Here is a 21934-nt window from a genome sequence, read left to right as displayed (position 1 = left end):
ACTTGATGATGAATCCGATTGAATTGAAGAAGGCCGTCGGCAGTGGCCTGCTCTCGTTTCCGGTCACCCATTTCGACGACCAGCTGAAATTCGACGAGGCGAAATATCGCCGTCATGTCGAGTGGCTTGCCGGTTATGACGCCGCCGCGCTGTTTGCCGCTGGCGGCACCGGCGAGTTCTTCTCCCTCAATCCGTCCGAAATCCCTCAGGTCGTGCGCGCCGCCAAGGCATCGGCCGGCAATACGCCGATCATCTCGGGAACCGGCTACGGCACGTCGCTCGCCATCGAGATCGCACAGGCGGCGGAAAAGGCCGGCGCCGACGGATTGCTGCTGCTGCCGCCCTATCTGATGTTTGCCGAACAGGCCGGCCTGATCGCCCATGTCAAGGCGGTCTGCCAATCGGTCGGTATCGGCGTCATCGTCTATAATCGCGACAACGCCATCCTGACCGCCGACAGCATCGCGCGCCTTGCGGAGGAATGCCCGAACCTGATCGGCTTCAAGGACGGCGTCGGCGATGTCGACAAGGTCATCGAGATCACCACGCGGCTTGGCGACCGCCTCGTCTATGTCGGCGGCATGCCGACCCACGAGGTCTACGCGCAAGCCTATTTCGCCGCCGGCGTGACCACCTATTCCTCCGCCGTGTTCAACTTCGTCCCCGCCCTCGCCCAGCGCTTTTACGGCGCCTTGCGCACCGGTGACCAGGCGACCGTCGACGAAATCCTGAAGGGCTTCTTCTTCCCCTTCGTCGCGCTGCGCAACCGCAAGAAAGGCTATGCCGTCTCGATCATCAAGGCGGGGCTCCGGGTGCTCGGCCAGAATCCCGGCCCCGTGCGGCCGCCCCTGACGGATCTCACCCAGGAAGAGCTCGCGCTGCTCGATAAAATCGTGCAGGCCAACGGCATTTCGCAGATCGCGGCGGAATAGCGCAAGCGGCTGATCGAGGCAAGTCCGCGATCAGCCGCTCGCCGCCAGCGTCGCGAGCGCCTGCTGGCGGTCGAGCGATCCGATCTGTCTGCCGCCAGCGTCGAGAACCGGCAAAGCGCCGGCGCCAGAGACAAGCTCCGGCGCGATCTCGGAAATCGTCGAACCGGCGCTTACTCCGAAGCCGCCATTCTGCCCCTGTGCCGGGCTCATCAGCGAGGACACCCGCACCACGCGGGCCGGCGGCACCTTGGCGACGAAGCGGCGGACATAATCGGTCGCCGGCCGCGTCACCAGTTCTTCGGGCGTTCCGATCTGGACAATGCGCCCGCCTTCCATGATGGCGATCCGGTCGGCGAGCCGAATGGCCTCGTCCAGATCATGGGTGACGAAAACAACGGTGCGTGTCTGGGTCCGCTGCAGCCGCAGCACCTCCGCCTGCAGATCGGCACGGATAAGCGGATCGAGCGCCGAAAACGGCTCGTCCAGAAACCAGAATTCCGGATTGGTGGTGAGCGAGCGGGCGATGCCGACGCGCTGCTGCTGGCCGCCGGAAAGTTCGGCGGGAAAGCGGGCCTCTCGCCCCGCCAGTCCCACGGTGTCGATCAGCTCCCGCGCCCGCGCCTCGGCCTTGGCGCGCGGCATTCCCTGGACCTCCAGGGGGAAGGCGATGTTGCCGAGAACGGTGCGATTGGGCAGCAGCGCAAAATGCTGGAACACCATGCCCATTCGGCGGCGGCGGATATCGACCAGCGCCTTGTCGCTCAGCTTCAGAATATTCTCTCCATCATAGTGAACCTCACCTTCGGTGGGTTCGATCAGTCGGGTGAGGCAGCGAAGAAGCGTCGACTTTCCCGAGCCGGAAAGGCCCATGATGACGAAGACCTCGCCGCGCGCGATCCGGAAGGTCGCATCCTGCACCGCGCCCACGACCTTGGCGGCGGCCAAAGCTTCCGGCGTGCGGGCGGAGGCGGGACGCTGGCCAAAAGAGGCGGCATCCGCCCCGAAGACTTTCCAGACGCCGCTCGCTTCGAGCGCAACAGGCGCCGTCCGGCCCGGTGCATGGTGATAGGCATCAGACATGGATATCTCCTTCACGCCCGGCAGCACGCGCGGCTCCGGATTTCAACAGCGCATCGGCGATCAGCGCGATGCAGGCGACGCAGAGACCGGCGACGATGCCGGGCCCGGTTTGTCCGCGGGCGAGCGCCGTATAGACCTCCTGCCCCAGCTCCCGCGTGCCGACGAGAGCGGCGATGACAAGCATCGACAATGCCATCATCACTGTCTGGTTGACGCCGAGAATAAGCGTCGGCAAGGCGGATGGGAGGCTGATGAAGCGAAAAGTCTGCCATGGCGTGCAGCCCGACATCAGCCCGGCCTCGATGCGTTCATGCGGCACATGCGCCATTCCCGCCATGCCATAACGCACGGCCGGCGCTATGGCGTAAGAGGCAATGGCGATCAGCGCCGAAAAGTCGCCGTTGCGGAACAGCATGACGGCCGGCAGCAGGTAGACCAGGGTCGGCAGGGTCTGCAGCGTATCGAGCGCCAACTGCACCGGCCCGTGCAGCCTCGGATGCCCCGCAACCCAGATTCCGAGCGGCAGACCGATGGCAAGGGCGATGGCGACGGAGAGAACCGTCAGGTAGACCGATGACATCGCCGCCTGCCAATAGCCGGTGACGACGATGAAAAGGATCAGCAGCACGACGAGTGCGGCGGTGCGCAGACCGCCCAGCGCGTAAGCCGCCACAGCCAGCAGGAGAACAACAACGCTCCATGGTGCCGATTGAAGCAGATCGCGGAACGGGTTCATCACGCCGAGCAGCATGGCGGTGCGCACGGCTTCTAGCGGCCCATAGAAGGTCTGGTTGATGAAACTCACGGCGGCGTTCCAGAAAGGTGCCGTCGTCAACGTCCAGCCGGCCGGCCAGGCGGCAAGCGCCGGCACCGCCAAGCTGACGACCGTCGGCACAGCAAGCAGCGACAGGGCGACAACGGTATCGCGGCGGCGCCAAAGCCTGTGGCGGCCCGTCGACTGGTTGCGGGCGGCGGCCTGCGTCAGCCGGTCGAGTACGACAGCCAGCGCAACGATCCCCATACCCGCCTCGAAGCCGGCGCCGAAATCGAGCCGGCGCAGCGCGCGCAGCACGTCGTAGCCGAGGCCGCCGGCGCCGATCATCGAGGCGATGATCACCATGTTCAGCGTCATCATCACCACCTGATTGAGGCCGATCGCAAGTTGCGGCATCGCCACCGGCAATTCGACCTTCCAAAGGGTCTGCCGGCGGCTGCATCCCGTCATCCGCGCCAGTTCGAGCGTTTCCGAAGGCACGGAGCGCAACGCCAGCACGGTGGCATGCACCATGGGCGGCAGCGCATAGACCACGGTGGCAAACAGGGCCGCACTCGGTCCGTAGCCGAATAGAAGCAGCGTCGGCAGCAGATAGGAAAAGATCGGCACGGTCTGCATGATATTCATGACCGCCCGCAAACCGGCCTCCGCGCCCGGCGAACGATAGGCCCAGATGCCCATCGCCAGTCCCAAGGCAAGGCCGGTGAGCACGCACAACAGGACGGAGGCGAGCGTGATCATCGCCGAGACCCAGAGGCCGAAGACAACGAGATAGGCGCCCGCCGCCAGCGTCAGGATTGCCAGAGAACGCCCTGATATCCGCAAGGCGACAAGTGCGGTCACCAAAATCACGCCGACCCAGCTCAAGGGCGGAGCAATATGCACCTTGTTGAAGCCCGCGCCTTTCACCCAGCCGTCGACCAGCAGCATCTTCAGCCACAGGATCGGCGTCTCGGCGATTGCGGCAAGGGCCCGGGTGGCGTCGGCGATCTTCACCTCTCCGATCGCCGCGTCACGCGCGAACCAGTTCAGTCCGCGGCCGACGTAATCCGACAGCGGCAGAACCGCCCAATCGGGCAAATGCACCAGTGGTCCGGGGAGAAAGAACGCCGCAGCCATGATCGCAAGAGGCACGGCGACATAGGCCCAATGGCTGCGCCAAGCGTCATCTCCCTGCTGTGTGCGAGGCTATGGGTCATCTCGTCCTCCCAAATCGATAGCGGGAGCCGGGGTCGCCGGCTCCCGCCGCTATCCTACTTTTCCGCGCAGGCAGCCCAGGAACGCCAGGTGGCTTCGTTCTTCTTTGCCCATTCCATCGCGACGTCCTCGACTGTGCGGCCGTTGACGTCGACCTCGTAGACCAGCTGGCCGAGTTCCTTCCCGTCTATGGTGAACTTGCGCGTGATGTCGTAGGCGCAGGGCCAGACCTTCTCGCCGCCGGCCCAGGCCATCTTCTTGATCCAGCCTTCCGGCTTGCTGCAGTCATAAGCCGCTTTCGGGTTTACGCCCCAGGCCGCATCGGAATAGCAGGCCGGCTCGTAGGCAGGGAATTTGATGAAGGAGCCCCTGAAGACCGTCGGAGCCCAGTGCGGCTCATAGACCCACAGAATGATCGGCGCCTTGCGCTCATAGGCCGATTTCAGCTCGGCGAACATCGCCGCATCCGTGCCGGCATGGACGACCTCGAAGGGCAGATCCAGCGCCTTTATGCGCTCTTCGTCGTAGCCACCCCAGCTCACCGGGGCGCCGAGATACCGTCCCTTCGGCGCAGTCTCCGGCGTCGAGAAGGCTTCGGCGCAGTTCTTCAGCGCCTGCCAGTCTGGCAGTCCCGGGCACTTCTCCTCCATATAGGCCGGATACCACCAGTCCTCCTTGGCATGCGGGCCGAGCTCGCCCATGTCGAGAATCTTGCCCGTCGCGAGCGACGCGGAAAAGACCTCGTTCTGCGTGGTCTGCCAGGTCTCCAGCGCGATCGTCAGGTCGCCCGCCTCGAAACCCGGATAGCGGGCGGTATCGTCGGCGACCACCTTTTCCACCTTGTACCCGTACGTCGACAGGATGATGTTGAGGATCTCGGTGTCGATCGCCATTGACGACCAGTCGGCGATCATCAGCTTGATCGTCTGGTCGGACTCCGGCTGGAAAGCCATCGAGGGAGAGGCGGTCATGACGCTGAGCGCCATGATTGCAGAAGTGATAAGCCGTTTCATTGCATTCCCCTTTTCGTGTTGTATTGCAGTTCAACCCTTGGCGTACCAACCGTTGTCGACGTAGAGCGCCAACCCGTTGACGAAGCTCGCCTCGTCCGAAGCAAGCCAGAGTGCTGCCGCAGCCACCTCCTCCGGCTCGCAAAGCCGCCCCTGCACCGAATGCAGGTCGGCCTCGTTCCACTTCTGGCCGAGCCCGTCGAGTTCATCGATTTCGCGAAGCCCGTGGGCCGTCTTCACGAAGCCCGGGCAGACGGCGTTGGCTCGAATTCCCCGGTCGCGATATTCGATGGCAATGGAGCGGGCGAGCTGCAGGACGGCACCCTTGGTCATGCAGTAGAGGCTTTCGAGGCCGAAACCCTTCTCGCCGCCGATCGACGAGGTGATGACGATCGAGCCGCCGCCGCTTTCAAGCATGTGCGAGACTACTTCGCGGCAGACCACGAAGGATGAGCGAACGTTGATGTTCATCAGGCGCTCGTAATCGCTGTCGGTGCTTTCATGCAGCGACTTGACGATGATCGTGCCGGCATGACTGAAAAGCGTATCGACGACGCCCCATTTGGCGATGATTGCCGCAAGCGAGGCACGGACCGCTGCCGTATCCGACGCGTCGGTCTGCAGGAACATCGCCTGCCCGCCCGCCTTTTCGATTTCGGCAGCAACGCTGCGGCCGGCCTCCGCCTGGATGTCGAGGATCGCCACTCTGGCGCCGGCGGCCGCGAACATGCGCGCGGCGGCCCGCCCGATCCCGTTTGCGCCGCCGGTGATGATGGCCGTGCGCCCGCGCAGCCGTCCGGTCACCACCAGCTCCTTCGACATGTTCGCCGCGACGTTCATGATGCCTCCCAGAATGGATCAATGGTATGAGGTTAATACCATTAAATCAGAAGGCAGTTGTCAAGCGCATTTTGAATGCGGGAAACAGGATGAATTCAGGCCGGTTCGGCCCGAAATCCAAATCCTGTTCTGCATGAACGAGTTAAAGCATGACGTCGTCCGAAGACCGCGCGCAGTTTTCGGCATGCTGTCGTGAAAAGATTAGGCGGCGTTTCGGGTCAACCGACGGACGGTATCCCAGAGCTGGGCGTGCAGATCCGTCATTGCAGCCTCCGAGGAGGCGACGTCCTCGCTGCCGAGCGCTTGAAACAAATGCTCGAAGGATTTCAATGCAGTGGACGCGGTCGCTTCGGAGCCGGTCTTTTCGAAGGGCAGGAACAGCTCGGCTAGCCCATCTTCGATGGCGCGCGACAGCAGAGGGTTCTGCGCTGCGTCGCCGAGAGCGAGGAAGAACAGGGCTTCGGACTGTTTGCGCTGCGGCCCGTTCTCGGCCGATGTCATCATATCCATCGCCTGGCGCATGCGCTTGAGGTCGGCGGTACCGCGCCGAACCGCTGCCAGCCGGGCGGCCGCCAGCTGGTTGACGGTCAGGAACTCGACCACGCGCATCGTCGTCGCCGGCGCTCGGGTCATCCGGCGGCGCGCGAGCTGGCTCAGCCGCTCCTCGTCGGTCACGAAGGCGCCGCCCTGGGCGCCGCGCCGAACCGTAATATATTGATTGGTCTCAAGAACCCGCAGCGCTTCTCGCAGCGTCACGCGGCTGATGCCGAAGCGGTCGGACAGCTGGCGCTCGGCCGGCAGCCGCTCGGCCGGCAGCAGCAGCCCGGAGTGGATCTGACGCTGCAGCAGATCGACGGCGAGGCCGTGCGCCGCCTGCGGTTCGACTTGTCTCAATCCCCAAAGCACGCTTCACACCGCCGTGAATGTATTGTCGACGAAGATCTCGGCGCCGTTGACGAAACTGGACGCGTCGGAAGCAAGGAAGAGCGCGACTTCCGCCACTTCTTCGGGCTCGCAGATGCGCCCCTGCATGGCGTTGACATCGTTTTCCGACGCAAAGACACCATAGCTGCGCAATTGTTCGATCTCATGCTCGCCGTGATGGGTCCGCACGAAACTGGGGCAGATCAGGTTGGCCCTGATCCCCTGATCGCGATATTCCACCGCCAGGGCGCGCGCCATCTGATGCATCGCCGATTTCGAGGCGCAATAAAGCGCCTCCAGATGTGTCGCCGCGCGCACGCCTGTTGTCGAGGTGAAGATCAACACGCCCTTGCCGCGCTCCAGCATTTCCGGCAGCACCAGCCGGGTCATCAGGAACGCCGACTTGGCGTTGTTGTCCATCAGCTCGTCCCATTCCTCCAGCGTGCACTCCAGGAACGGCTTAACGATGATGATCCCGGCATGATTGAAAAGGATATCGACACGACCAAAAGCGTCATGCGCCGCCCGATAGGCGGTTTCAGCCTCTTGCGGCCTGGAAATATCGGCATGAACGAAATGGACATCGAGATTGCGGGCCCGCAAGGCGGCCACGAGCGTCCCTGCCGCTTTCGCATCCCGGTCGGCGATCATGACGCGAGCACCCTCTTCGGCAAACAGCTTTGCGCTCGCCGCACCCGCGCCGTTGGCACCGCCGGTGATCAGGACTGATTTGTTCTGAAGCCTACTCATGGTATAGGCTATAGACCATTGCTCGCCATGCGTCCAGCGTCGGCCGCCTAAAGCGCCACCCCGCTGCCGCGGTCGAAGACATGCACTTGGTCGCTGGCGATGCTCGCTTCGAACACCTCGCCGTAGCGGGCGGGATATTCGCCGTCGACGATGGCCGTGACCTGCTGGCCGGCGAGATCGAAGACGACATGGGTCTGGGCGCCGGTCGGCTCCACCAGCATGGTGCGGCCGGCAAGCGGCGTGCCGGCCGACAGGCCGGGAACGAGATGTTCGGGGCGCAGGCCGATGGTGACGGCCTGGCCGGGTCTGACCCGACGGTCGGGCGCAAGGCGGATAGCCGTGCCGTCTTCGAGGCGGGCGGCGGGCGCGCCGTTTTCACCATCGACGGTGCCGTCGAGCATGTTCATCGCCGGCGAGCCGATGAAGGCGGCGACGAAGAGGTTGGCTGGCTTTTTGTAAAGTTCGAGCGGCGTGCCCGACTGCTCCACCCTGCCGTGATTGAGCACGACGATGCGGTCGGCGAGTGTCATCGCCTCGATCTGGTCGTGGGTGACATAGATCGAGGTCGTCCGGACCTTCTGGTGCAACGTCTTGATCTCCGAACGCATCTGCACGCGCAGTTTCGCATCGAGGTTGGAGAGCGGCTCATCGAACAGGAAGACGGCCGGATTGCGGACGATGGCGCGGCCCATGGCGACGCGCTGGCGCTGGCCGCCCGAAAGCTGGGCCGGCTTGCGGTCGAGCAGCTTGGCGAGATCGAGCATGCGGGCGGCCTCAGCGACGCGGGCCCCGATCTCCGCTTTGGCAACGCCGGCAAGCTTCAGGTTGAAACCCATGTTTTCGGCCACCGTCATGTGCGGATAGAGCGCATAGGACTGGAAGACCATCGCGATGTTACGCTCGCGCGGCGTCATCGCGTTGACGACGTTGCCGCCGATGGCGATCTCGCCGTCGGTGATCTCCTCGAGGCCGGCAATCATCCGCAGCAGCGTCGATTTTCCGCAGCCGGACGGGCCGACGAGGGCGACGAATTCGCCATCCTCGATCTGAAGCGAAATGCCGTGGATGACGTCGACGGCGCCATAGGCCTTGCGAATATTGTTCAGCTCAACGGATGCCATGATTGCACTCCAATGGTTCGGCTCAGGACTTCACGGCGCCAGCGGTCAATCCGGCGATGATGTGTCTCTGCGCGACGAAGAAGACGATGATGGTGGGAAGGATGGTCAGCGTGATGAAGGCCAGCACCAGCTGCCACTCCGTGCCGTATTCGCCGCGATAGACCATGATGCCCAGCGGCCAGGGATATTTGGATTCCGAGTTCAGCATGATCAGCGGCAGGATGTAGCTGTTCCAGCTACCGACGAAGGAGATGATGCTGACGGTGGCGACGATCGGCCGGGAGAGCGGCAGCGAGATATGCCAGAAGAATCTCATATAACCGCACCCGTCGACGAAGGCCGCCTGAAACAATTCTTCCGGAAGATTGCGGAAATAATTCCTGAACAACAGGATGCTCATGCCGAGGCCGAAGGCCACCTGCGGCAGCACCACGCCCCAATAGGTATTGAGCAGGCCGAGATCGCGGATGCGGATGAAAAGCGGCAGGATCGCGGTTGCGGCCGGAAACATCAGGCCGAGCAGGAAATAATTGAGCAGGAAGGACGAGCCGAAAAAGCGGACATGGGCGAAGGCGAAAGCCGCCATGGACGAGACGATCAGCGTCAAGAGCACGGTGAGGGCTGCGATGACAAGCGAATTGCCGATTTGCAGCCAGTAGCGCTCGCCGAAAAGAATGTCGGTATAGTTCGCCCATTGCCATTCCGTCGGCAGGCCGAAGGGGTTGGTGCGCAGGTCGCCCAGGGTCTTGAAGCCGCCGAGCGCCGTCGTCAGCAGCGGCACCAGCACGATCGCGGCGATCAGGCTCAGCGACACGTAGAGATAGATCCGGGTGGATGTCCTCATGCGGACGGAAGAGCTCATATCAGTCATGGCGCATGAAAATCCTTTTGTAACCGAAGGCGAGCGTCACGCAGATGATGAACAGCACCACGCCGACGGCGCTGCCGAGGCCGACCTGCATGCGCATGACGCCGTAGGTGTAGAGGAAGGTGACCATCGTCTGCGTCGAGTTGGACGGTCCGCCGCCGGTCAGCGGCATGATCATGTCGAAGAGCTGCAGCGAGCCGACGACGGCGAAGAAGATCGAAAGGCGCAGGGTGGAGCCGAGCAGCGGCAGGGTGACGTAACGGAATTTTTGCCAGCCGGTGGCGCCGTCGATCTCGGCCGCCTCCAGCACGCTCTTGTCCACCGATTGAAGGCCGGCGATGAACAGCATCATGTGGAAGCCGAAATACTTCCAAACGATAACCCCGAGGATGGCATAGATCGCCACGTCCTTGTCGGCGAGCACGTAAGGATTGGCGAAACCGAAGAAGCTGGAAATGGCGGCAAACAGGCCGTAGTCGCCGTCATAGACGAAGCGCCAGATGAGGCCTGCGGCAACATCCGCCAGCACATAAGGCAGGAAGAAGATCAGGCGGTAAGCGACGACACCGGGAATGCGGTGCGCCAGCATCGTGGCCAGCCAGATGGCGAGCGGCACCTGGATGCAGATCGAAATGATGATGATCAGGCCGTTATTGACCAGCGCCTGGGTAAACGCCGCGTTGCGGAACAGGACCTGGAAATTACGGAGCGCGATGAACTCCGTCGGCGTGCCGTACCCGTTCCACTTATAGAGGCTGTACCAGGCCGCCTCGCCCATCGGCATGATGACGAAGAGCGTGAAGAGCAGCAGCGCCGGTGGCAGAAACAGCAACAGCACGGTCAGGCGGTCGTGGGCGACCGAGCTCTTCCGGTTTGCGGCTCGCCTTGCCGGCCTTGCTGCGCTCGGTGTCGATAGGACTGAGATATTGGCCATGGTTCCTGCTTTCGCCTTTCGTCGGCAGCGATGCCGGCGCTCCCGATTGGCAGGAGCGCCGGAAGGTTCTGCGGGCGCTGGTTATTGTTCCAGTTCGAAAGCGTCCTGGATCATCTGGGCGCCGTCCTTGGAGTTCATCTGTCCGGAGACGATTTCTACCGAGACGTCGTTGACGACACGGCCGACGGCCGCACCGAGATCCTGGTCGAAGAAGTTCTGATGCCAGGTCGAACCAGCAAGCTGTTTGGCCGATTCAGCCAGCAGCGGATTGACCACGCCGTCATCGGCGCCGACGGCGACGGGCAGAAGCATGCCTGATTTGGCCATCGCCCGCTCATTGTCCGCATTCGTCAGGAAAGCGAGGAAATCGACCGCTTCCTTGGAGGCCTTCTTGGTAAGCGCCCAGCCGTTCAGGCCGCCGAGCGTATCCGTCGGCTTGCCGGCGCCGCCTTCAACCGTCGGGAAGACGAAACGGCCGATATTGTCGGGCGAAAGTCCCTTGCCGTCACCGGCATTCTTGCGCTGGTTGGCCTCGGTCGCTTCAAAGCCGAGGATCATCGCCGCCTTGCCGTCACCGAAGACGCCGAGCGTCTGCGGCCAGGTTGCGCCGAGATAGCCGGGCTGGAAAGGTTCGAGCTTGCCGAGCTCGGCGAGATCGTCGCCGGCCTTGATGATCGCTGGATCGAGGAAACCTTCACCCTCGCCGTTCTTGGCCGCATCGAAGACCTTCTGGCCGCCCTCGCGCATGACGAGATAGCTCCAGTAGAAGTGGATCGGCCATTTCTCGCCGCCGCCGCCGGCAATCGGCACGATGCCGGCCGCTTTGATCTTCTTCACCGCTGCGAGAAAATCGGTCCAGGTCTTGATGTCCTCGGCCTTGACGCCTGCCTTGGCAAAGAGCGCCTTGTTGTAGAAGAAGCTGACCAGGCCGACCTTGTAGGGGACCGCCCAGGTTTTGCCGTCGAAGGTCAGGCCGTCGACCGAGGCCGGGGTATAGGCCTTGCGCAGCTTGCCGCCATCGGCATCGAGGGCTGCCGTCACATCCTGCAGCGCGCCGGTCTCGGACTGCTGCTTCAGGACGCCACCGCCCCAGCTGAAAAAGAAATCTGGCACGTCGTCGGACTGCAGCAGCGTAGGAAGCTTGGCCTTGAAGGCCTCGTTTTCGAGGAACTGCATCTGGATATCGACATCGGGATGCTGAGCTTCGTATTTCTTGACGATGTCTTCCCAGGCCGCGACATTTTTCGGATCGGTTTCGAGATGCAGCCACTTGACCACCGTCGTCGCCGAGGCAGTTCCTGCTCCGGCCAGCAACATGCCGGCTGCCGCGGCCATGGATACGATGCGCCTGCCGCCGAAAGCGGCGTTCTTCAGCATAAAATTCATGATTTTCCTCCCAGGGGACCTATCCTCACAATTTTTCCCCTATGCGGAATAATTCAGCGGAGCTTGCGCCGGATGTCAACCCGACTTCGGCTATTTTTAGCAAATGCGCTTGACAGGCCCACGGAATTGCCTGCTATTTATTTCGTAACCCGTTAAAAATATTGGCTTCCGCCCAACGAACAATGCCGGCTAGTTTTTCATGAAGACCGCAGATCCAGAATTGATGCGCGCGATCAATCGCTTGAACGTGCTCGACACTATCCGGCGGCACGGTCCGATCTCGCGCATCGAGATCAGCGAACGCACCGAGCTTTCCACCACGACCGTTTCCGCCATTACCGCCTCGCTGCTCGACGACGGACTGATCCTGCCGCGCCACGAAGGCGATATCCGTAATGAGGCGGTGCGCGGGCGGCCGCGTGTGGCGCTGGAGCTCAATCCCGACGCCGCCCGCGTCGTCGGCGGCAAGATCGCCGCCAGCCGCATGGTGTTCGTGGTCACCAATTTTCGCGGCGACGTGCTGTCGAAGCTCGCTTTACCGATCCGCATCGACCGGCAGCCGATCGGCGTCATCGCCGATCTCGTCGAGGACGGGGTCAGGCGTTGCGTCGTCGATGCCGGGCTGTCGCTGGAGGATGTCGACAGCATCTGCCTCGGCTTTCCCGGCGTTGTCGAACATCGCACCGGCTACATCAGAAGCAGCCCGATCTTTCGCGACACCAACGTCGATTTCGCCGCCGAAATGTCGACGCGGCTGTCGACGCCGACCATCGTCGAAAGCGACGCGCATGCCATTACGCTCGGCCATCACTGGTTCGGAAGAGCCAGGGATCTCGAAGATATGGTGTTGATTTCGCTGGAACAAACGCTGGGGCTCGGCGTGTTGCACGGCAATCGCCTGTTCCGCGGAGCCGGCGGCCTCAGCCACAATCTCGGCGACCTCGTGCTCGGCATGGGACCGAATGGCGTGGTGCGGCTTTTCAGCCAGGCCGGCGAAAGCGCGATCCTCGGCGAGCATCAGACCGACGGGCGTTTTGCCGAAGCCATCCGCCTCGGGCGCGGCATGACCCATGCCCAGGCGCTGATCAAGGCCGATGACGACCGGCTGATCGGCGCCGCCATCCGCGCCGGTGAAGCAGTCGGCTTGACCATCGCCAATATCGTCACGCTGTTTGCGCCGCCGCGGGTCATCCTGGTCGGCTCCAGCCTGGCGCTCGGCGAACCCTTTTTGAACAGCCTGCGCGATGCCTATGCGCTCGCCATTCCGCCGTCGCTGAAAGGCGTCAGCGAACTCGTCTTCGACGATTCGAGTGATGATTTCTGGGCACAGGGTGCTGCCGCAGTCGCGCTCTACGAACTCTACGAATCGCCCTGGAGCACCACAGGGCCGGCGCTCTGAGGAGCGCACACTCAAGATCAATGGAGGAATTCATGGACAAGGTCGGTATCGGCATCATCGGATGCGGCAATATTTCGGGCGCCTATCTCACGGCGATGGCATCCTTCCCCATTCTCGACATTCGCGGCGTCGCCGATCTCAACCGGGAACTGGCAGAGGCAAAAGCTGCCGAATTCAACGTGCTTGTCAAATCCGTCGAGGAGCTTTTCGCCGATCCCAAGGTCGAGATCATCGTCAACCTGACGATCCCCAAAGCCCATGTCGCCGTCGCGTTGCAGGCGCTCGAGGCCGGCAAGCACACCTATTCGGAAAAGCCGCTCGGGATTAATTTCGCGGAAGGGAAAAAATTGGCCGAGGCGGCACGCGCGCGCAATCTGCGCATCGGCGCGGCCCCCGACACCTTTCTCGGCGGCGGTCACCAGACGGCGCGCGCCCTGATCGACCAGGGCGTCATCGGCCAGCCGGTCGGCGGCTCGGCGACCTTCATGTGCCCTGGGCACGAGCGCTGGCATCCGAACCCGGCCTTTTATTACGAGGTCGGCGGCGGGCCGATGCTCGATATGGGCCCTTACTACATCACCGATCTCGTCAATCTGCTTGGGCCGGTTTCCCAGGTCGCCGGCTTTGCGACGACGCCGCGGGCCGAACGGCTCATTACCAGCGAGCCGCGCAATGGCGAGCGCATCCCCGTGCATGTGCCGACCCATGTCGCCGGCATGATGGCTTTTGCCAACGGCGCGGTCGTCCAGATCGCCATGAGCTTCGACGTCGCCGGCCACAAGCATGTGCCGCTGGAGGTCTATGGAACCGAGGGCACGCTTATTGTCCCCGACCCCAACAAATTCGCCGGCCCCGTCGAATATCTGAAGAAGGGCGGCGCCTTCGAGGACCAGCCGGTCACCGCGCCCTATGCCGAGGGCAATTTCCGCTCGCTCGGCGTTGCCGACATGGCGCATGCGATCCGCGCGAACCGGCCGCACCGCGCCAACGGCGATCTGGCGCTGCATGTGCTCGAAGTCATGGAAGCCTTCCAGACCGCGTCCGAGACCGGCCGGACGGTGACGATCACCACGGCGGTGGAACGCCCTGCCCCCTTGTCCCAATCCATCGTCGACGGACGGCTGGCGAAATAAGTTTCAGGAGGAAAGAGAATGCGTGAAGCACTGATCGTCTGGGGTGGCTGGAGCGGGCACGAGCCGCAGGAATGCGCCGAAATCATCAAGACCATGCTCGAGGAAGACGGCTTCAAGGTCTATCTCGAACACGGTACCGAGGCGCTCGCCGACCCCTCCGTCCACGATCTCAGCCTCGTCGTGCCGATCATGACGATGTCGAAGATCGAAAAGGAGGAGGTCAAGAACCTCGCCGCCGCGATCGAAAGCGGCGTCGGCATATCAGGCTATCATGGCGGCGCGGGCGATGCCTTCCGCGACTCCGTCGACTATCAGTTCATCATCGGCGGCCAGTGGGTGGCCCATCCCGGCAACATCATCGACTATACCGTCAACATTACCCGCCCAGACGATCCGCTGATGGAAGGGATTGCCGACTTTCCCTATACGTCAGAGCAATATTACATGCATGTCGACCCCTCGAACGAGGTTCTGGCAACGACGAAGTTCACCGGCGAGCACGCCTACTGGATCGACGGCGTCGTCATGCCCGTCGTCTGGAAGCGCAAATACGGCAAGGGCCGCGTCTTCTACTCCTCGCTCGGCCACCAGGCCAAGGAGTTCGACGTGCCCGAGATGAAGACGATCTTCCGCCGCGGCGCGAATTGGGCGGCGCGGTGAGATAGGGATTTTCGCAGGGAACCAATAGACCCATCCCCCCCGCAAGGGGGAGGGGCTAAGATGCCGCACCGCTTCACATAAACTCTATCGTTTCAATCCGTCGAACGGTAACAGCCAGCAAGACCTCTGCTTTGGTCGCCGCCGGACGCCACAGCTTAGTCCCTCCCCCTTGAGGGAAGGGTTGGGGAGGGGTTTTTGGCTCAGCGAATGATCAACGCCGTCCCAAATAGCCCCAGCGCAAACACCGTATGCGCAAGCAGATTGAAGCATCGGACCTTCATCGGCTTCGGATGCCTGGAAGCCGCCCAGCCGAGGCCGAGGCCGGGCTGCAGCAGGAACCACCCTGCCCCGACGGTGATGATGCCGAAAACCCAGGCGGCGAGAAATGTCGGTGCGGCCAACCACTCCTGCCCCATGATGATCGCAAAGATCACGCCATAGACAATGCCGACGGCGTAGTGACTGATCCAGCCGAGAGCGAGTTCATTCGCATAAAGCGCTGCATCGGCGATGTTCTCATGAAAGACCTTGCCGCGACCAAGATGCCAGAACCAGCGGCCGACCGGCGCCCAGTTCGGCGGCGTCTGGCCGAAGACCTTCGTGAGTACGATCGCCCAGAGGTCCATGAGGATGGTTGCGCCGGCGCCGATCACCAGACCGCGCCACAGAATATCGAACATCGGGAATCACCGGAAAGCGTTGCAATTGCAGAGGCGGTAGAAAACCATTGCGGACGCACTTGCGCAATGGTTTCGGCAAGACATGCCCGGAGACATCACGGCAAAGAGCCGCGCTCGACGGGGTCGTTGCTCCATCATCCGCAAAAAGGCATCGGTGCGACCGCAAATTGATGCTTTTCGCAGGTAGCGTTATTCCCTACTCACTGTCTGCAACGGCAATGAGAGGCGAACGGCAATGACAGTGCCATTTTACTGGAACGAGTTGGTCAGCGACGACTTCGCCGGACTGTCTCCCGACACCACGATCGCCATCCTGCCGATCGCCTCGACGGAACAGCACGGGCCGCATCTGCCGATCGCGACCGATGTGGCCATCGCCGAAGGCATGCTCGCCGAATTACGCAAGCAGAAACCCGTCGATCTCGATTGTCTGGTGCTGCCGACGCAGGAAATCGGTAAGGCCAATGAACATATCTACGGACCGGGTACCTTGTCGCTCAGCGCCGAACTGCTCATTCCGGTCTGGACCGCGATTGGCGCAAAGGTTGCCGAAGCCGGCATCCGCAAGATGGTGATCATCAATTCGCATGGCGGCAATGTCGATATCATGAGCATCGTGGCGCGAGAGCTGCGCGTGCGCTACGCGATGGCCGTCATCTCCACGCAATGGGGCCGCTTCGGTCACCCCGGGGGCATGATCAGCGAGCATGAGCTGAAATACGGCATCCATGGCGGCGAGGTGGAAACGTCGCTGATGCTGCATTTCCGGCCTGACCTGGTACGGATGGAGAAGGCGCAGAATTTCAAATCCAAGGCGGTATGGATGCGGGAGCAATCGAATTACATTCAGCCGCTGCCGCCGCATTCGCTCGCCTGGATCGCCCACGATCTCAATCCCAACGGGGTCGTCGGCGACGCGTCGCGCGGGATGGCCGAAAAGGGCGAAGCGATCTGCCGCCATCAGGTCAAGGGGTTCATCGAACTGCTCTGCGACCTGAAGCGCTATCCGCTTTCCAGTCTTTATTCCAAGTAGGGCCTGCCGAACCGCGGCTCAGATCGCGGAAGTATCCGCCGCGATGTGCCCCTTGGCCTGCAGTTCCTGCACCAGGCCGGCCAGCTCGGCCAGGAGATATTCGACGAACAGGCTGGTGGCGGAGTCGAGCGGCGCGCGGGCGCGGGCAAAAAGCTTCATCGGCTGGTGGCGCGCATGCGGCTCCGCGATCGGCCGGAAGACCAGTTCGCCCTGCCGGCATTCGGTGATGACGTCGAGCGGGTTCAGGATCGTTAGCCCCGCCCCCGATTTGACCAGTTTTTTCAGCATCTCCGAGGCATTGGTTTCGAGTACCGGTTCGACATGCACGTCGAGGCGCGCCAAAGCCAGATTGATCACGTCGCGCAGGCTGGTCCCTTGCTGCGCCAGCACCAGGCGCTCCTGGACGATATCGGCCAGGTTGATCGGGCCGGAACCGATCAGATGGTGACCGGGCGGCAGAACCACGCCGATCGGAATGTCGAAATTGCCGAGCGTGCGGATGCCGGGCGTTGCCGGAATATTGAAACCGAGGCCGATATCCACCTCGCCTGAAAGCACCGGGTTGACCGTCATCGTGCCGGCGTCGTTCCGCAATTGCATGAAGACGCGCGGATGTTCCGACTGGAAGCGGGCGATGATTTCCGGCAGCGGCCCTGCCGCAAGGCCGACGGTCGTCACCAGCCGAACCTTGCCCGCCTGCTGCATCTTCAGGCTGCGGATACGCCCCTCCAGCCGCTCGTAGTTCTTCAGCACCTCGCGGATATGTTCGATGCAGAGCTCGCCGGCGGCGGTCAGCCGCAGCCCGCGCGGCAAGCGCTCGAAGAGTGGCGCGCCCATTTCCTCCTCCAAGGCCAAAATCTGCCGGTTGATCGCCGAAGACGCCACGTTCAGTCGTGCCGCCGCCTTGCGGATCGAGCCCGAACGCGCGATCTCGTTGATATAGAGAAGCTTTCTGGAATGCAGCATCAGAACCTCGTTGCACAAATATCAGGCACGCAGCGCAAAATAGGCACAGGCTTTCGGTGAGATGCCGAAAAGGCATCATTGCGCACGAAATTTGATGCTTTTCAAAGAGCAAAGCAACGGCTCCTATGAAGAAAATCGGACGTCGCTGCGACGGCTGCGAAATCAGAAGGGGAACGTTGATCATGCCCATGACAAAAAAGAACAGGGTCTTTTCCGCATTGGCCGGGCTTGGCGGCATGATTGCCTCCATCGCCTCCGCTCAGGCGGCCGACAAGGTCACCTATGGCACCAACTGGCTGGCGCAGGCCGAGCATGGCGGCTTCTACCAGGCGGTCGCCGACGGCACTTATGCCAAGCACGGACTCGACGTCACCATCGTCCAGGGCGGTCCGAATGCGGCCAACAGCGCGCTGCTGATCTCCGGCAAGATCGATTTCTACATGGGCGGGCCGCAGGGCGAGATTTCGGCCGTCGAGCAGGGCATTCCGCTCGTCGACGTCGCGGCGATCTTCCAGAAGGATCCGCAGGTGCTGATCGCACATCCCGATGCCGGAATCGAGAAATTCGAAGATCTCGCCAAGCTCAAGACGCTGTTTCTCGGCAAGGACGGCTATCTCACCTATTTCGAATGGATGAAGGCGAATTTCAAAGGCTTCAGGGACGAACAGTACAAGCCCTATAATTTCAGCCCGGCGCCGTTCCTTGCCGACAAGGATTCCGCGCAGCAAGGTTATCTCACCTCGGAACCCTACGAGATTCAGAAGCAGGCCGGCTTCGAGCCGAAAGTCTTCCTGCTCGCCGACAACGGCTACTCCCCCTATTCGACGATGATCACCACCACGCAGGCGATGATCGACAGCAAGCCCGATGTCGTCCAACGCTTCGTCGATGCCTCGATCGAAGGCTGGTACCACTATCTCTACGGTGACAACACCAAGGCCAACGAGCTGATCAAGAAGGACAATCCTGAAATGACGGATGGTCAGATCGCCTATTCCATCGCCAAGATGAAGGAGTACGGCATCATCGAATCCGGCGACAGCCTCGACAAAGGCATCGGCTGCCTGACCGAGGCGCATTACAAGGCCTTCTTCAATGAAATGGTAGCGATCAAGGTGTTCAAGCCGGAAACGGATTACACCAAAGCCTTCACGACGAAATTCGTCTGCAAAGGCACCGGAATGGCGATGAAGAAGTAAGCCGAAGACTCCGTCGGAGATCCACCTCATACGGCGGATTCCATTCCCTGATGAACGAGACAGCCAATGCCCCCAGCAGAAGCTCAGGCCCTATCCCCGAAAGAGTTGCGCAAGCGGCCGCTGGTCGTCATGCAAGCTGTTTCGAAAGCCTTCTCTAGCGGAACCGTTGCCCTTTCGGAGATGTCGCTCACAGTGGAGAGCGGCGAGTTCATCAGCCTGCTCGGCCCGTCCGGGTGCGGCAAGTCGACGGCGCTGCGGATTATCGCCGGGCTCGGCGATGTCACGTCGGGCGCGATCGACTGGCCGAGTTCTCGGATCAACTCCAAGGGTCTTCCGGAGGGGGATATCGGTTTCGTCTTTCAGGAGCCGACGCTGATGCCCTGGAAGACCGTGTTCGACAATGTTCATCTGCCGCTGAAGCTTCGACATATCTCCAAGAGGGCGGCACATGATCAGATCGTGGAAGCGCTGACCACGGTCGGCCTCCAGGATTTCGCCAAGGCCTATCCGCGCGAACTGTCCGGCGGCATGAAGATGCGTGTTTCGATTGCCCGGGCTCTGGTGACGAAGCCGAAGCTGCTACTGATGGACGAGCCCTTCGCGGCTCTCGACGAGATCACCCGACAGAAGTTGAATGATGACGTGCTCAGGCTCTGGAAGACGACCGGCATCACCGTCATCTTCGTCACCCATTCGGTCTTCGAATCCGCCTATCTCTCCAACCGCATCGTCGTGATGAAGGCAAGGCCGGGGCGTGTACATGCCGATCTGCCGCTGATGACCAGTCTGGGACGCGACGCCCATTATCGCACTTCGGAAGAATACCGCAAAGCCTGCGAGACGGTCTCGCACGCGCTCATCGGAGCGATCAACGCGGCGGAGGATCGTCGATGAGTGACGAAAAATCCGCGGCGCCGCTGTTTGTCAAAGCGACTGCAAGCGCCCGTCGTCGCGAACTGGCGCTGCGCGTCCTGACGCCCTTGCTGGTCATCGCGTGCCTGGTCCTGATCTGGTATGCCTATGTCAGACTGTCAGGCGTGCCGCCCTATATCCTGCCCGGTCCGGCGGCCGTCGCCAGCACTTTCGTCACGGATTGGGGTACGCTTGCCCCTGCCCTCTGGGTCACCACCAAAATCACGCTGATATCGTTGATGCTGGCGCTGGTCGGTGGCGTCGGCTTCGCGATTTTCCTGGTGCAGTCGCGCTGGATCGAACTCGCCTTCTATCCGCTCGCCGTCATCCTTCAGGTCACGCCGATCGTCGCGATTTCGCCGCTGATCCTGATCTATGCGCCGTCAACGCAGGTGGCGCTTCTGATCTGCGCCTTCCTCGTCGCCTTTTTCCCTATTCTTTCGAATATGGTTCAGGGGCTGAAAAGCGTCGATCACAATCTCATCAATCTGTTCGAGCTCTACGGCGCCTCGCGCTGGCAGACGCTGCTCTTTCTCAAGCTCCCGGCTGCCCAGCCCTATTTCATGACCGGCCTCAGGATCGGCGGCGGCCTTGCACTGATTGCTGCCGTCGTCGCGGAATTTGCCGCAGGCTCGGCGGGTGCGGGCTCAGGCCTCGCCTTCCGGCTTCTCGAAGCGCAATACCGGCTCAACATTCCACGACTCTTTGCGGCCCTGCTGATGCTCTCGCTGCTCGGTGTGGCGATCTTCGCCGTCACCTCATTCATTTCGTGGCTTGCCCTGCACCGCTGGCACGAGAGTAGCCTGAAACGGGAAAACTGATGACCTATTCCTTCATTTCACCGCCCAATTCCGGCCGCTTCGTGCTGAGCAATGCGACCCTGCCTAGCGCCGCCGTCACCGGTTATGAGGCGCCTATTGTCGAGGGGCTCGTCAGGGCCGATATCGTCATCGCCGACGGCATCATTGCCGATGTACTGCCGCCCGGGGAAGCGCCCGTGGAACTGGCGAAGTCCGACCTGAAGGAGAGCATGGTCTGGCCTTGCTTCGCCGACATGCATACGCATCTCGACAAGGGTCATATCTGGCCACGCAACGCCAATCCGGACGGCACCTTTCCGGGAGCGCTGGAGGCCGTGCGCGCAGACCGCGAAGCGAACTGGTCGGCTGGCGACGTGAAGAAGCGCATGGAGTTTTCCCTGCGCTGCGCCTACGCGCACGGCACAAGCCTCATTCGAACCCATCTCGATTCGCTGGCGCCACAGCATCGCATTTCCTTCGAGGTCTTCGCCGAGATGCGCGAGGCCTGGAAGGACAGGATTGCGTTGCAGGCGGTGGCGCTCTTTCCGATGGAAAATATGGCGGATGCCGCCTATTTCGCCGAGCTCGTCGCGGTGGTTCGCGACAAGGGTGGCCTGATGGGCGGCGTCACCCGGATGAGCCCGGATCTCGACAGCCAGCTCGATACGCTGTTCAGAGCCGCGGCCGATAATGGCTTTGATGTCGATCTGCATGTCGACGAGACAGATGATCGGGGCGCTGAAACACTGAAGGCGATCGCGCAAGCCGTATTGCGCAACCGTTTCGACGGCAAGGTGACGGCCGGCCATTGCTGCTCGCTCGCCCGTCACGACCAAGAAACGGCAAAGCGCACGGTCGCACTCGTCGCCGAGGCGGGTATCGCCGTCGTTTCGCTACCCATGTGCAACATGTATCTGCAGGACCGCTACCCCGGCCGCACACCGCGTTGGCGCGGCGTTACCCTGTTCAAGGAATTGGCCGCGGCCGGCGTGGCAACGGCAGTCGCCTCCGACAATACCCGCGACCCCTTCTATGCCTATGGCGATCTCGACCCCGTGGAGGTGTTCCGCGAGGCGGTCCGCATCCTGCATCTCGACCATCCGCTGGATACGGCGGCGCGCGTCGTCACCACCTCACCTGCCGAGATTCTCGGCCGACCCGATAAGGGGCGCATCGCCGCCGGCGCCTCGGCCGATCTGGTGCTCTTCAGCGCCCGGCGCTGGAGCGAATTTCTTTCCCGTCCGCAGTCCGACCGCGTCGTGCTTCGCCGCGGCAAGGTGATCGACCGCCGCCTGCCGGACTACCGTGAACTCGACAGCGTCGTTGGAGCCTGAC

General features: G+C 62.2%; 21 protein-coding genes. 9 read left to right on the top strand and 12 right to left on the bottom strand.

Translation table 11 applies throughout. The annotated features are described in order from the left end of the window. The first annotated feature begins 5 nt into the window (after positions 1-5). A complete protein-coding gene (gene kdgD, locus AMK02_RS10415; protein ID WP_064802499.1) occupies positions 6-932 on the top strand; it encodes a 5-dehydro-4-deoxyglucarate dehydratase in 927 nt (308 codons plus the stop codon). A gap of 30 nt (positions 933-962) precedes the next feature. Here kdgD and AMK02_RS10410 read toward each other — a convergent pair whose 3' ends face one another. From AMK02_RS10410 to AMK02_RS10365, 10 genes are all read right to left on the bottom strand, one after another. Beyond that, a complete protein-coding gene (locus AMK02_RS10410; RefSeq protein WP_064802497.1) occupies positions 963-2012 on the bottom strand; it encodes a quaternary amine ABC transporter ATP-binding protein in 1050 nt (349 codons plus the stop codon). Beyond that, complete coding sequence (locus AMK02_RS10405) at positions 2005-3873, bottom strand: ABC transporter permease (protein WP_237358348.1); 1869 nt, start codon at positions 3871-3873, stop codon at positions 2005-2007. Before AMK02_RS10405 ends, AMK02_RS10410 begins: the two co-directional genes overlap by 8 nt. Positions 3874-4040: 167 nt before the next feature. Further along, on the bottom strand, positions 4041-4997 hold the full coding sequence (locus AMK02_RS10400; protein WP_064802496.1) for an ABC transporter substrate-binding protein: 957 nt from the start codon (positions 4995-4997) through the stop codon (positions 4041-4043). Positions 4998-5027: 30 nt separating this feature from the next. Beyond that, positions 5028-5834, bottom strand: coding sequence for an SDR family NAD(P)-dependent oxidoreductase (locus AMK02_RS10395; protein WP_064802494.1), 807 nt, complete (start codon positions 5832-5834; stop codon positions 5028-5030). A 201-nt stretch (positions 5835-6035) separates the two neighbouring features. Then, complete coding sequence (locus tag AMK02_RS10390) at positions 6036-6728, bottom strand: FadR/GntR family transcriptional regulator (RefSeq protein WP_237358347.1); 693 nt, start codon at positions 6726-6728, stop codon at positions 6036-6038. 15 nt (positions 6729-6743) lie between these two features. Next, complete coding sequence (locus AMK02_RS10385) at positions 6744-7508, bottom strand: SDR family NAD(P)-dependent oxidoreductase (RefSeq protein WP_064802490.1); 765 nt, start codon at positions 7506-7508, stop codon at positions 6744-6746. 47 nt (positions 7509-7555) lie between these two features. Next, the gene (locus AMK02_RS10380; RefSeq protein ID WP_064802489.1) at positions 7556-8629 is read right to left on the bottom strand and encodes an ABC transporter ATP-binding protein; all 1074 of its coding nucleotides are present in this window, start codon (positions 8627-8629) and stop codon (positions 7556-7558) included. A 22-nt stretch (positions 8630-8651) separates the two neighbouring features. Beyond that, entirely contained in the window at positions 8652-9500 is an 849-nt protein-coding gene (locus AMK02_RS10375) for a carbohydrate ABC transporter permease (RefSeq protein ID WP_064802487.1), read from the bottom strand. Next, positions 9493-10431, bottom strand: a complete 939-nt coding sequence (locus AMK02_RS10370) for a carbohydrate ABC transporter permease (RefSeq protein WP_064802485.1) — start codon at positions 10429-10431, stop codon at positions 9493-9495. Before AMK02_RS10370 ends, AMK02_RS10375 begins: the two co-directional genes overlap by 8 nt. 81 nt (positions 10432-10512) lie before the next feature. After that, positions 10513-11817: an ABC transporter substrate-binding protein gene (locus AMK02_RS10365; RefSeq protein WP_064802483.1), complete on the bottom strand. Its 1305-nt coding sequence runs from the start codon at positions 11815-11817 to the stop codon at positions 10513-10515. Positions 11818-12016: 199 nt separating this feature from the next. On the opposite strand from AMK02_RS10365, the gene AMK02_RS10360 reads away from it, so the two are divergent. Genes AMK02_RS10360 through AMK02_RS10350 form a run of 3 tightly spaced genes read left to right on the top strand, consistent with a single transcriptional unit; the run spans position 12017 to position 15009 of the window. Then, entirely contained in the window at positions 12017-13216 is a 1200-nt protein-coding gene (locus AMK02_RS10360) for an ROK family transcriptional regulator (protein WP_064802481.1), read from the top strand. Between the two features lie 32 nt (positions 13217-13248). Beyond that, positions 13249-14349, top strand: coding sequence for a Gfo/Idh/MocA family protein (locus AMK02_RS10355; RefSeq protein ID WP_064806119.1), 1101 nt, complete (start codon positions 13249-13251; stop codon positions 14347-14349). Positions 14350-14367: 18 nt separating this feature from the next. Beyond that, a complete protein-coding gene (locus AMK02_RS10350; RefSeq protein ID WP_010065671.1) occupies positions 14368-15009 on the top strand; it encodes a ThuA domain-containing protein in 642 nt (213 codons plus the stop codon). Between the two features lie 200 nt (positions 15010-15209). Here the strand turns inward: AMK02_RS10350 and AMK02_RS10345 are convergent, their stop codons facing one another. Continuing rightward, positions 15210-15689 (bottom strand): DUF2938 domain-containing protein, encoded by a 480-nt coding sequence (locus tag AMK02_RS10345; RefSeq protein ID WP_064802479.1) that lies wholly within the window; start codon positions 15687-15689, stop codon positions 15210-15212. Between the two features lie 235 nt (positions 15690-15924). Here AMK02_RS10345 and AMK02_RS10340 point away from each other — a divergent pair, with 235 nt between their 5' ends. After that, a complete protein-coding gene (locus AMK02_RS10340; protein ID WP_064802477.1) occupies positions 15925-16722 on the top strand; it encodes a creatininase family protein in 798 nt (265 codons plus the stop codon). Positions 16723-16740: 18 nt separating this feature from the next. Here the strand turns inward: AMK02_RS10340 and AMK02_RS10335 are convergent, their stop codons facing one another. Beyond that, positions 16741-17688 (bottom strand): LysR family transcriptional regulator, encoded by a 948-nt coding sequence (locus AMK02_RS10335; protein ID WP_064802475.1) that lies wholly within the window; start codon positions 17686-17688, stop codon positions 16741-16743. 182 nt (positions 17689-17870) lie between these two features. On the opposite strand from AMK02_RS10335, the gene AMK02_RS10330 reads away from it, so the two are divergent. The 4 genes from AMK02_RS10330 (at position 17871) to AMK02_RS10315 (ending at position 21933) form a co-directional block, all read left to right on the top strand. Continuing rightward, positions 17871-18887 (top strand): ABC transporter substrate-binding protein, encoded by a 1017-nt coding sequence (locus AMK02_RS10330; RefSeq protein ID WP_064806117.1) that lies wholly within the window; start codon positions 17871-17873, stop codon positions 18885-18887. Positions 18888-18953: 66 nt separating this feature from the next. After that, the gene (locus AMK02_RS10325; protein WP_064802473.1) at positions 18954-19781 is read left to right on the top strand and encodes an ABC transporter ATP-binding protein; all 828 of its coding nucleotides are present in this window, start codon (positions 18954-18956) and stop codon (positions 19779-19781) included. After that, positions 19778-20620: an ABC transporter permease gene (locus tag AMK02_RS10320; RefSeq protein ID WP_064802471.1), complete on the top strand. Its 843-nt coding sequence runs from the start codon at positions 19778-19780 to the stop codon at positions 20618-20620. Before AMK02_RS10325 ends, AMK02_RS10320 begins: the two co-directional genes overlap by 4 nt. Beyond that, positions 20620-21933 (top strand): cytosine deaminase, encoded by a 1314-nt coding sequence (locus AMK02_RS10315; RefSeq protein ID WP_064802469.1) that lies wholly within the window; start codon positions 20620-20622, stop codon positions 21931-21933. The genes AMK02_RS10320 and AMK02_RS10315 overlap by 1 nt, the downstream gene beginning before the upstream one ends. Position 21934: the final 1 nt, after the last annotated feature.

It is taken from the genome of Rhizobium sp. N731, from assembly GCF_001664145.1.
Taxonomy (GTDB): domain Bacteria; phylum Pseudomonadota; class Alphaproteobacteria; order Rhizobiales; family Rhizobiaceae; genus Rhizobium; species Rhizobium esperanzae.
The sequence above is the reverse complement of the archived record's forward strand: the minus strand, read 5'-3'. Positions and strand labels throughout refer to the sequence as shown.

Coding starts and splice junctions, on each gene's coding strand:
- kdgD (WP_064802499.1), top strand. CDS start 6: ATGATGAATCCGATTGAATTGAAGAAGGCCGTCGGCAGTGGCCTGCTC.
- AMK02_RS10375 (WP_064802487.1), bottom strand. CDS start 9,500: ATGACTGATATGAGCTCTTCCGTCCGCATGAGGACATCCACCCGGATC.
- AMK02_RS10330 (WP_064806117.1), top strand. CDS start 17,871: ATGCCCATGACAAAAAAGAACAGGGTCTTTTCCGCATTGGCCGGGCTT.
- AMK02_RS10410 (WP_064802497.1), bottom strand. CDS start 2,012: ATGTCTGATGCCTATCACCATGCACCGGGCCGGACGGCGCCTGTTGCG.
- AMK02_RS10365 (WP_064802483.1), bottom strand. CDS start 11,817: ATGAATTTTATGCTGAAGAACGCCGCTTTCGGCGGCAGGCGCATCGTA.
- AMK02_RS10335 (WP_064802475.1), bottom strand. CDS start 17,688: ATGCTGCATTCCAGAAAGCTTCTCTATATCAACGAGATCGCGCGTTCG.
- AMK02_RS10350 (WP_010065671.1), top strand. CDS start 14,368: ATGCGTGAAGCACTGATCGTCTGGGGTGGCTGGAGCGGGCACGAGCCG.
- AMK02_RS10315 (WP_064802469.1), top strand. CDS start 20,620: ATGACCTATTCCTTCATTTCACCGCCCAATTCCGGCCGCTTCGTGCTG.
- AMK02_RS10395 (WP_064802494.1), bottom strand. CDS start 5,834: ATGAACGTCGCGGCGAACATGTCGAAGGAGCTGGTGGTGACCGGACGG.
- AMK02_RS10355 (WP_064806119.1), top strand. CDS start 13,249: ATGGACAAGGTCGGTATCGGCATCATCGGATGCGGCAATATTTCGGGC.
- AMK02_RS10320 (WP_064802471.1), top strand. CDS start 19,778: ATGAGTGACGAAAAATCCGCGGCGCCGCTGTTTGTCAAAGCGACTGCA.
- AMK02_RS10400 (WP_064802496.1), bottom strand. CDS start 4,997: ATGAAACGGCTTATCACTTCTGCAATCATGGCGCTCAGCGTCATGACC.
- AMK02_RS10360 (WP_064802481.1), top strand. CDS start 12,017: ATGAAGACCGCAGATCCAGAATTGATGCGCGCGATCAATCGCTTGAAC.
- AMK02_RS10325 (WP_064802473.1), top strand. CDS start 18,954: ATGCCCCCAGCAGAAGCTCAGGCCCTATCCCCGAAAGAGTTGCGCAAG.
- AMK02_RS10385 (WP_064802490.1), bottom strand. CDS start 7,508: ATGAGTAGGCTTCAGAACAAATCAGTCCTGATCACCGGCGGTGCCAAC.
- AMK02_RS10370 (WP_064802485.1), bottom strand. CDS start 10,431: ATGGCCAATATCTCAGTCCTATCGACACCGAGCGCAGCAAGGCCGGCA.
- AMK02_RS10380 (WP_064802489.1), bottom strand. CDS start 8,629: ATGGCATCCGTTGAGCTGAACAATATTCGCAAGGCCTATGGCGCCGTC.
- AMK02_RS10340 (WP_064802477.1), top strand. CDS start 15,925: ATGACAGTGCCATTTTACTGGAACGAGTTGGTCAGCGACGACTTCGCC.
- AMK02_RS10345 (WP_064802479.1), bottom strand. CDS start 15,689: ATGTTCGATATTCTGTGGCGCGGTCTGGTGATCGGCGCCGGCGCAACC.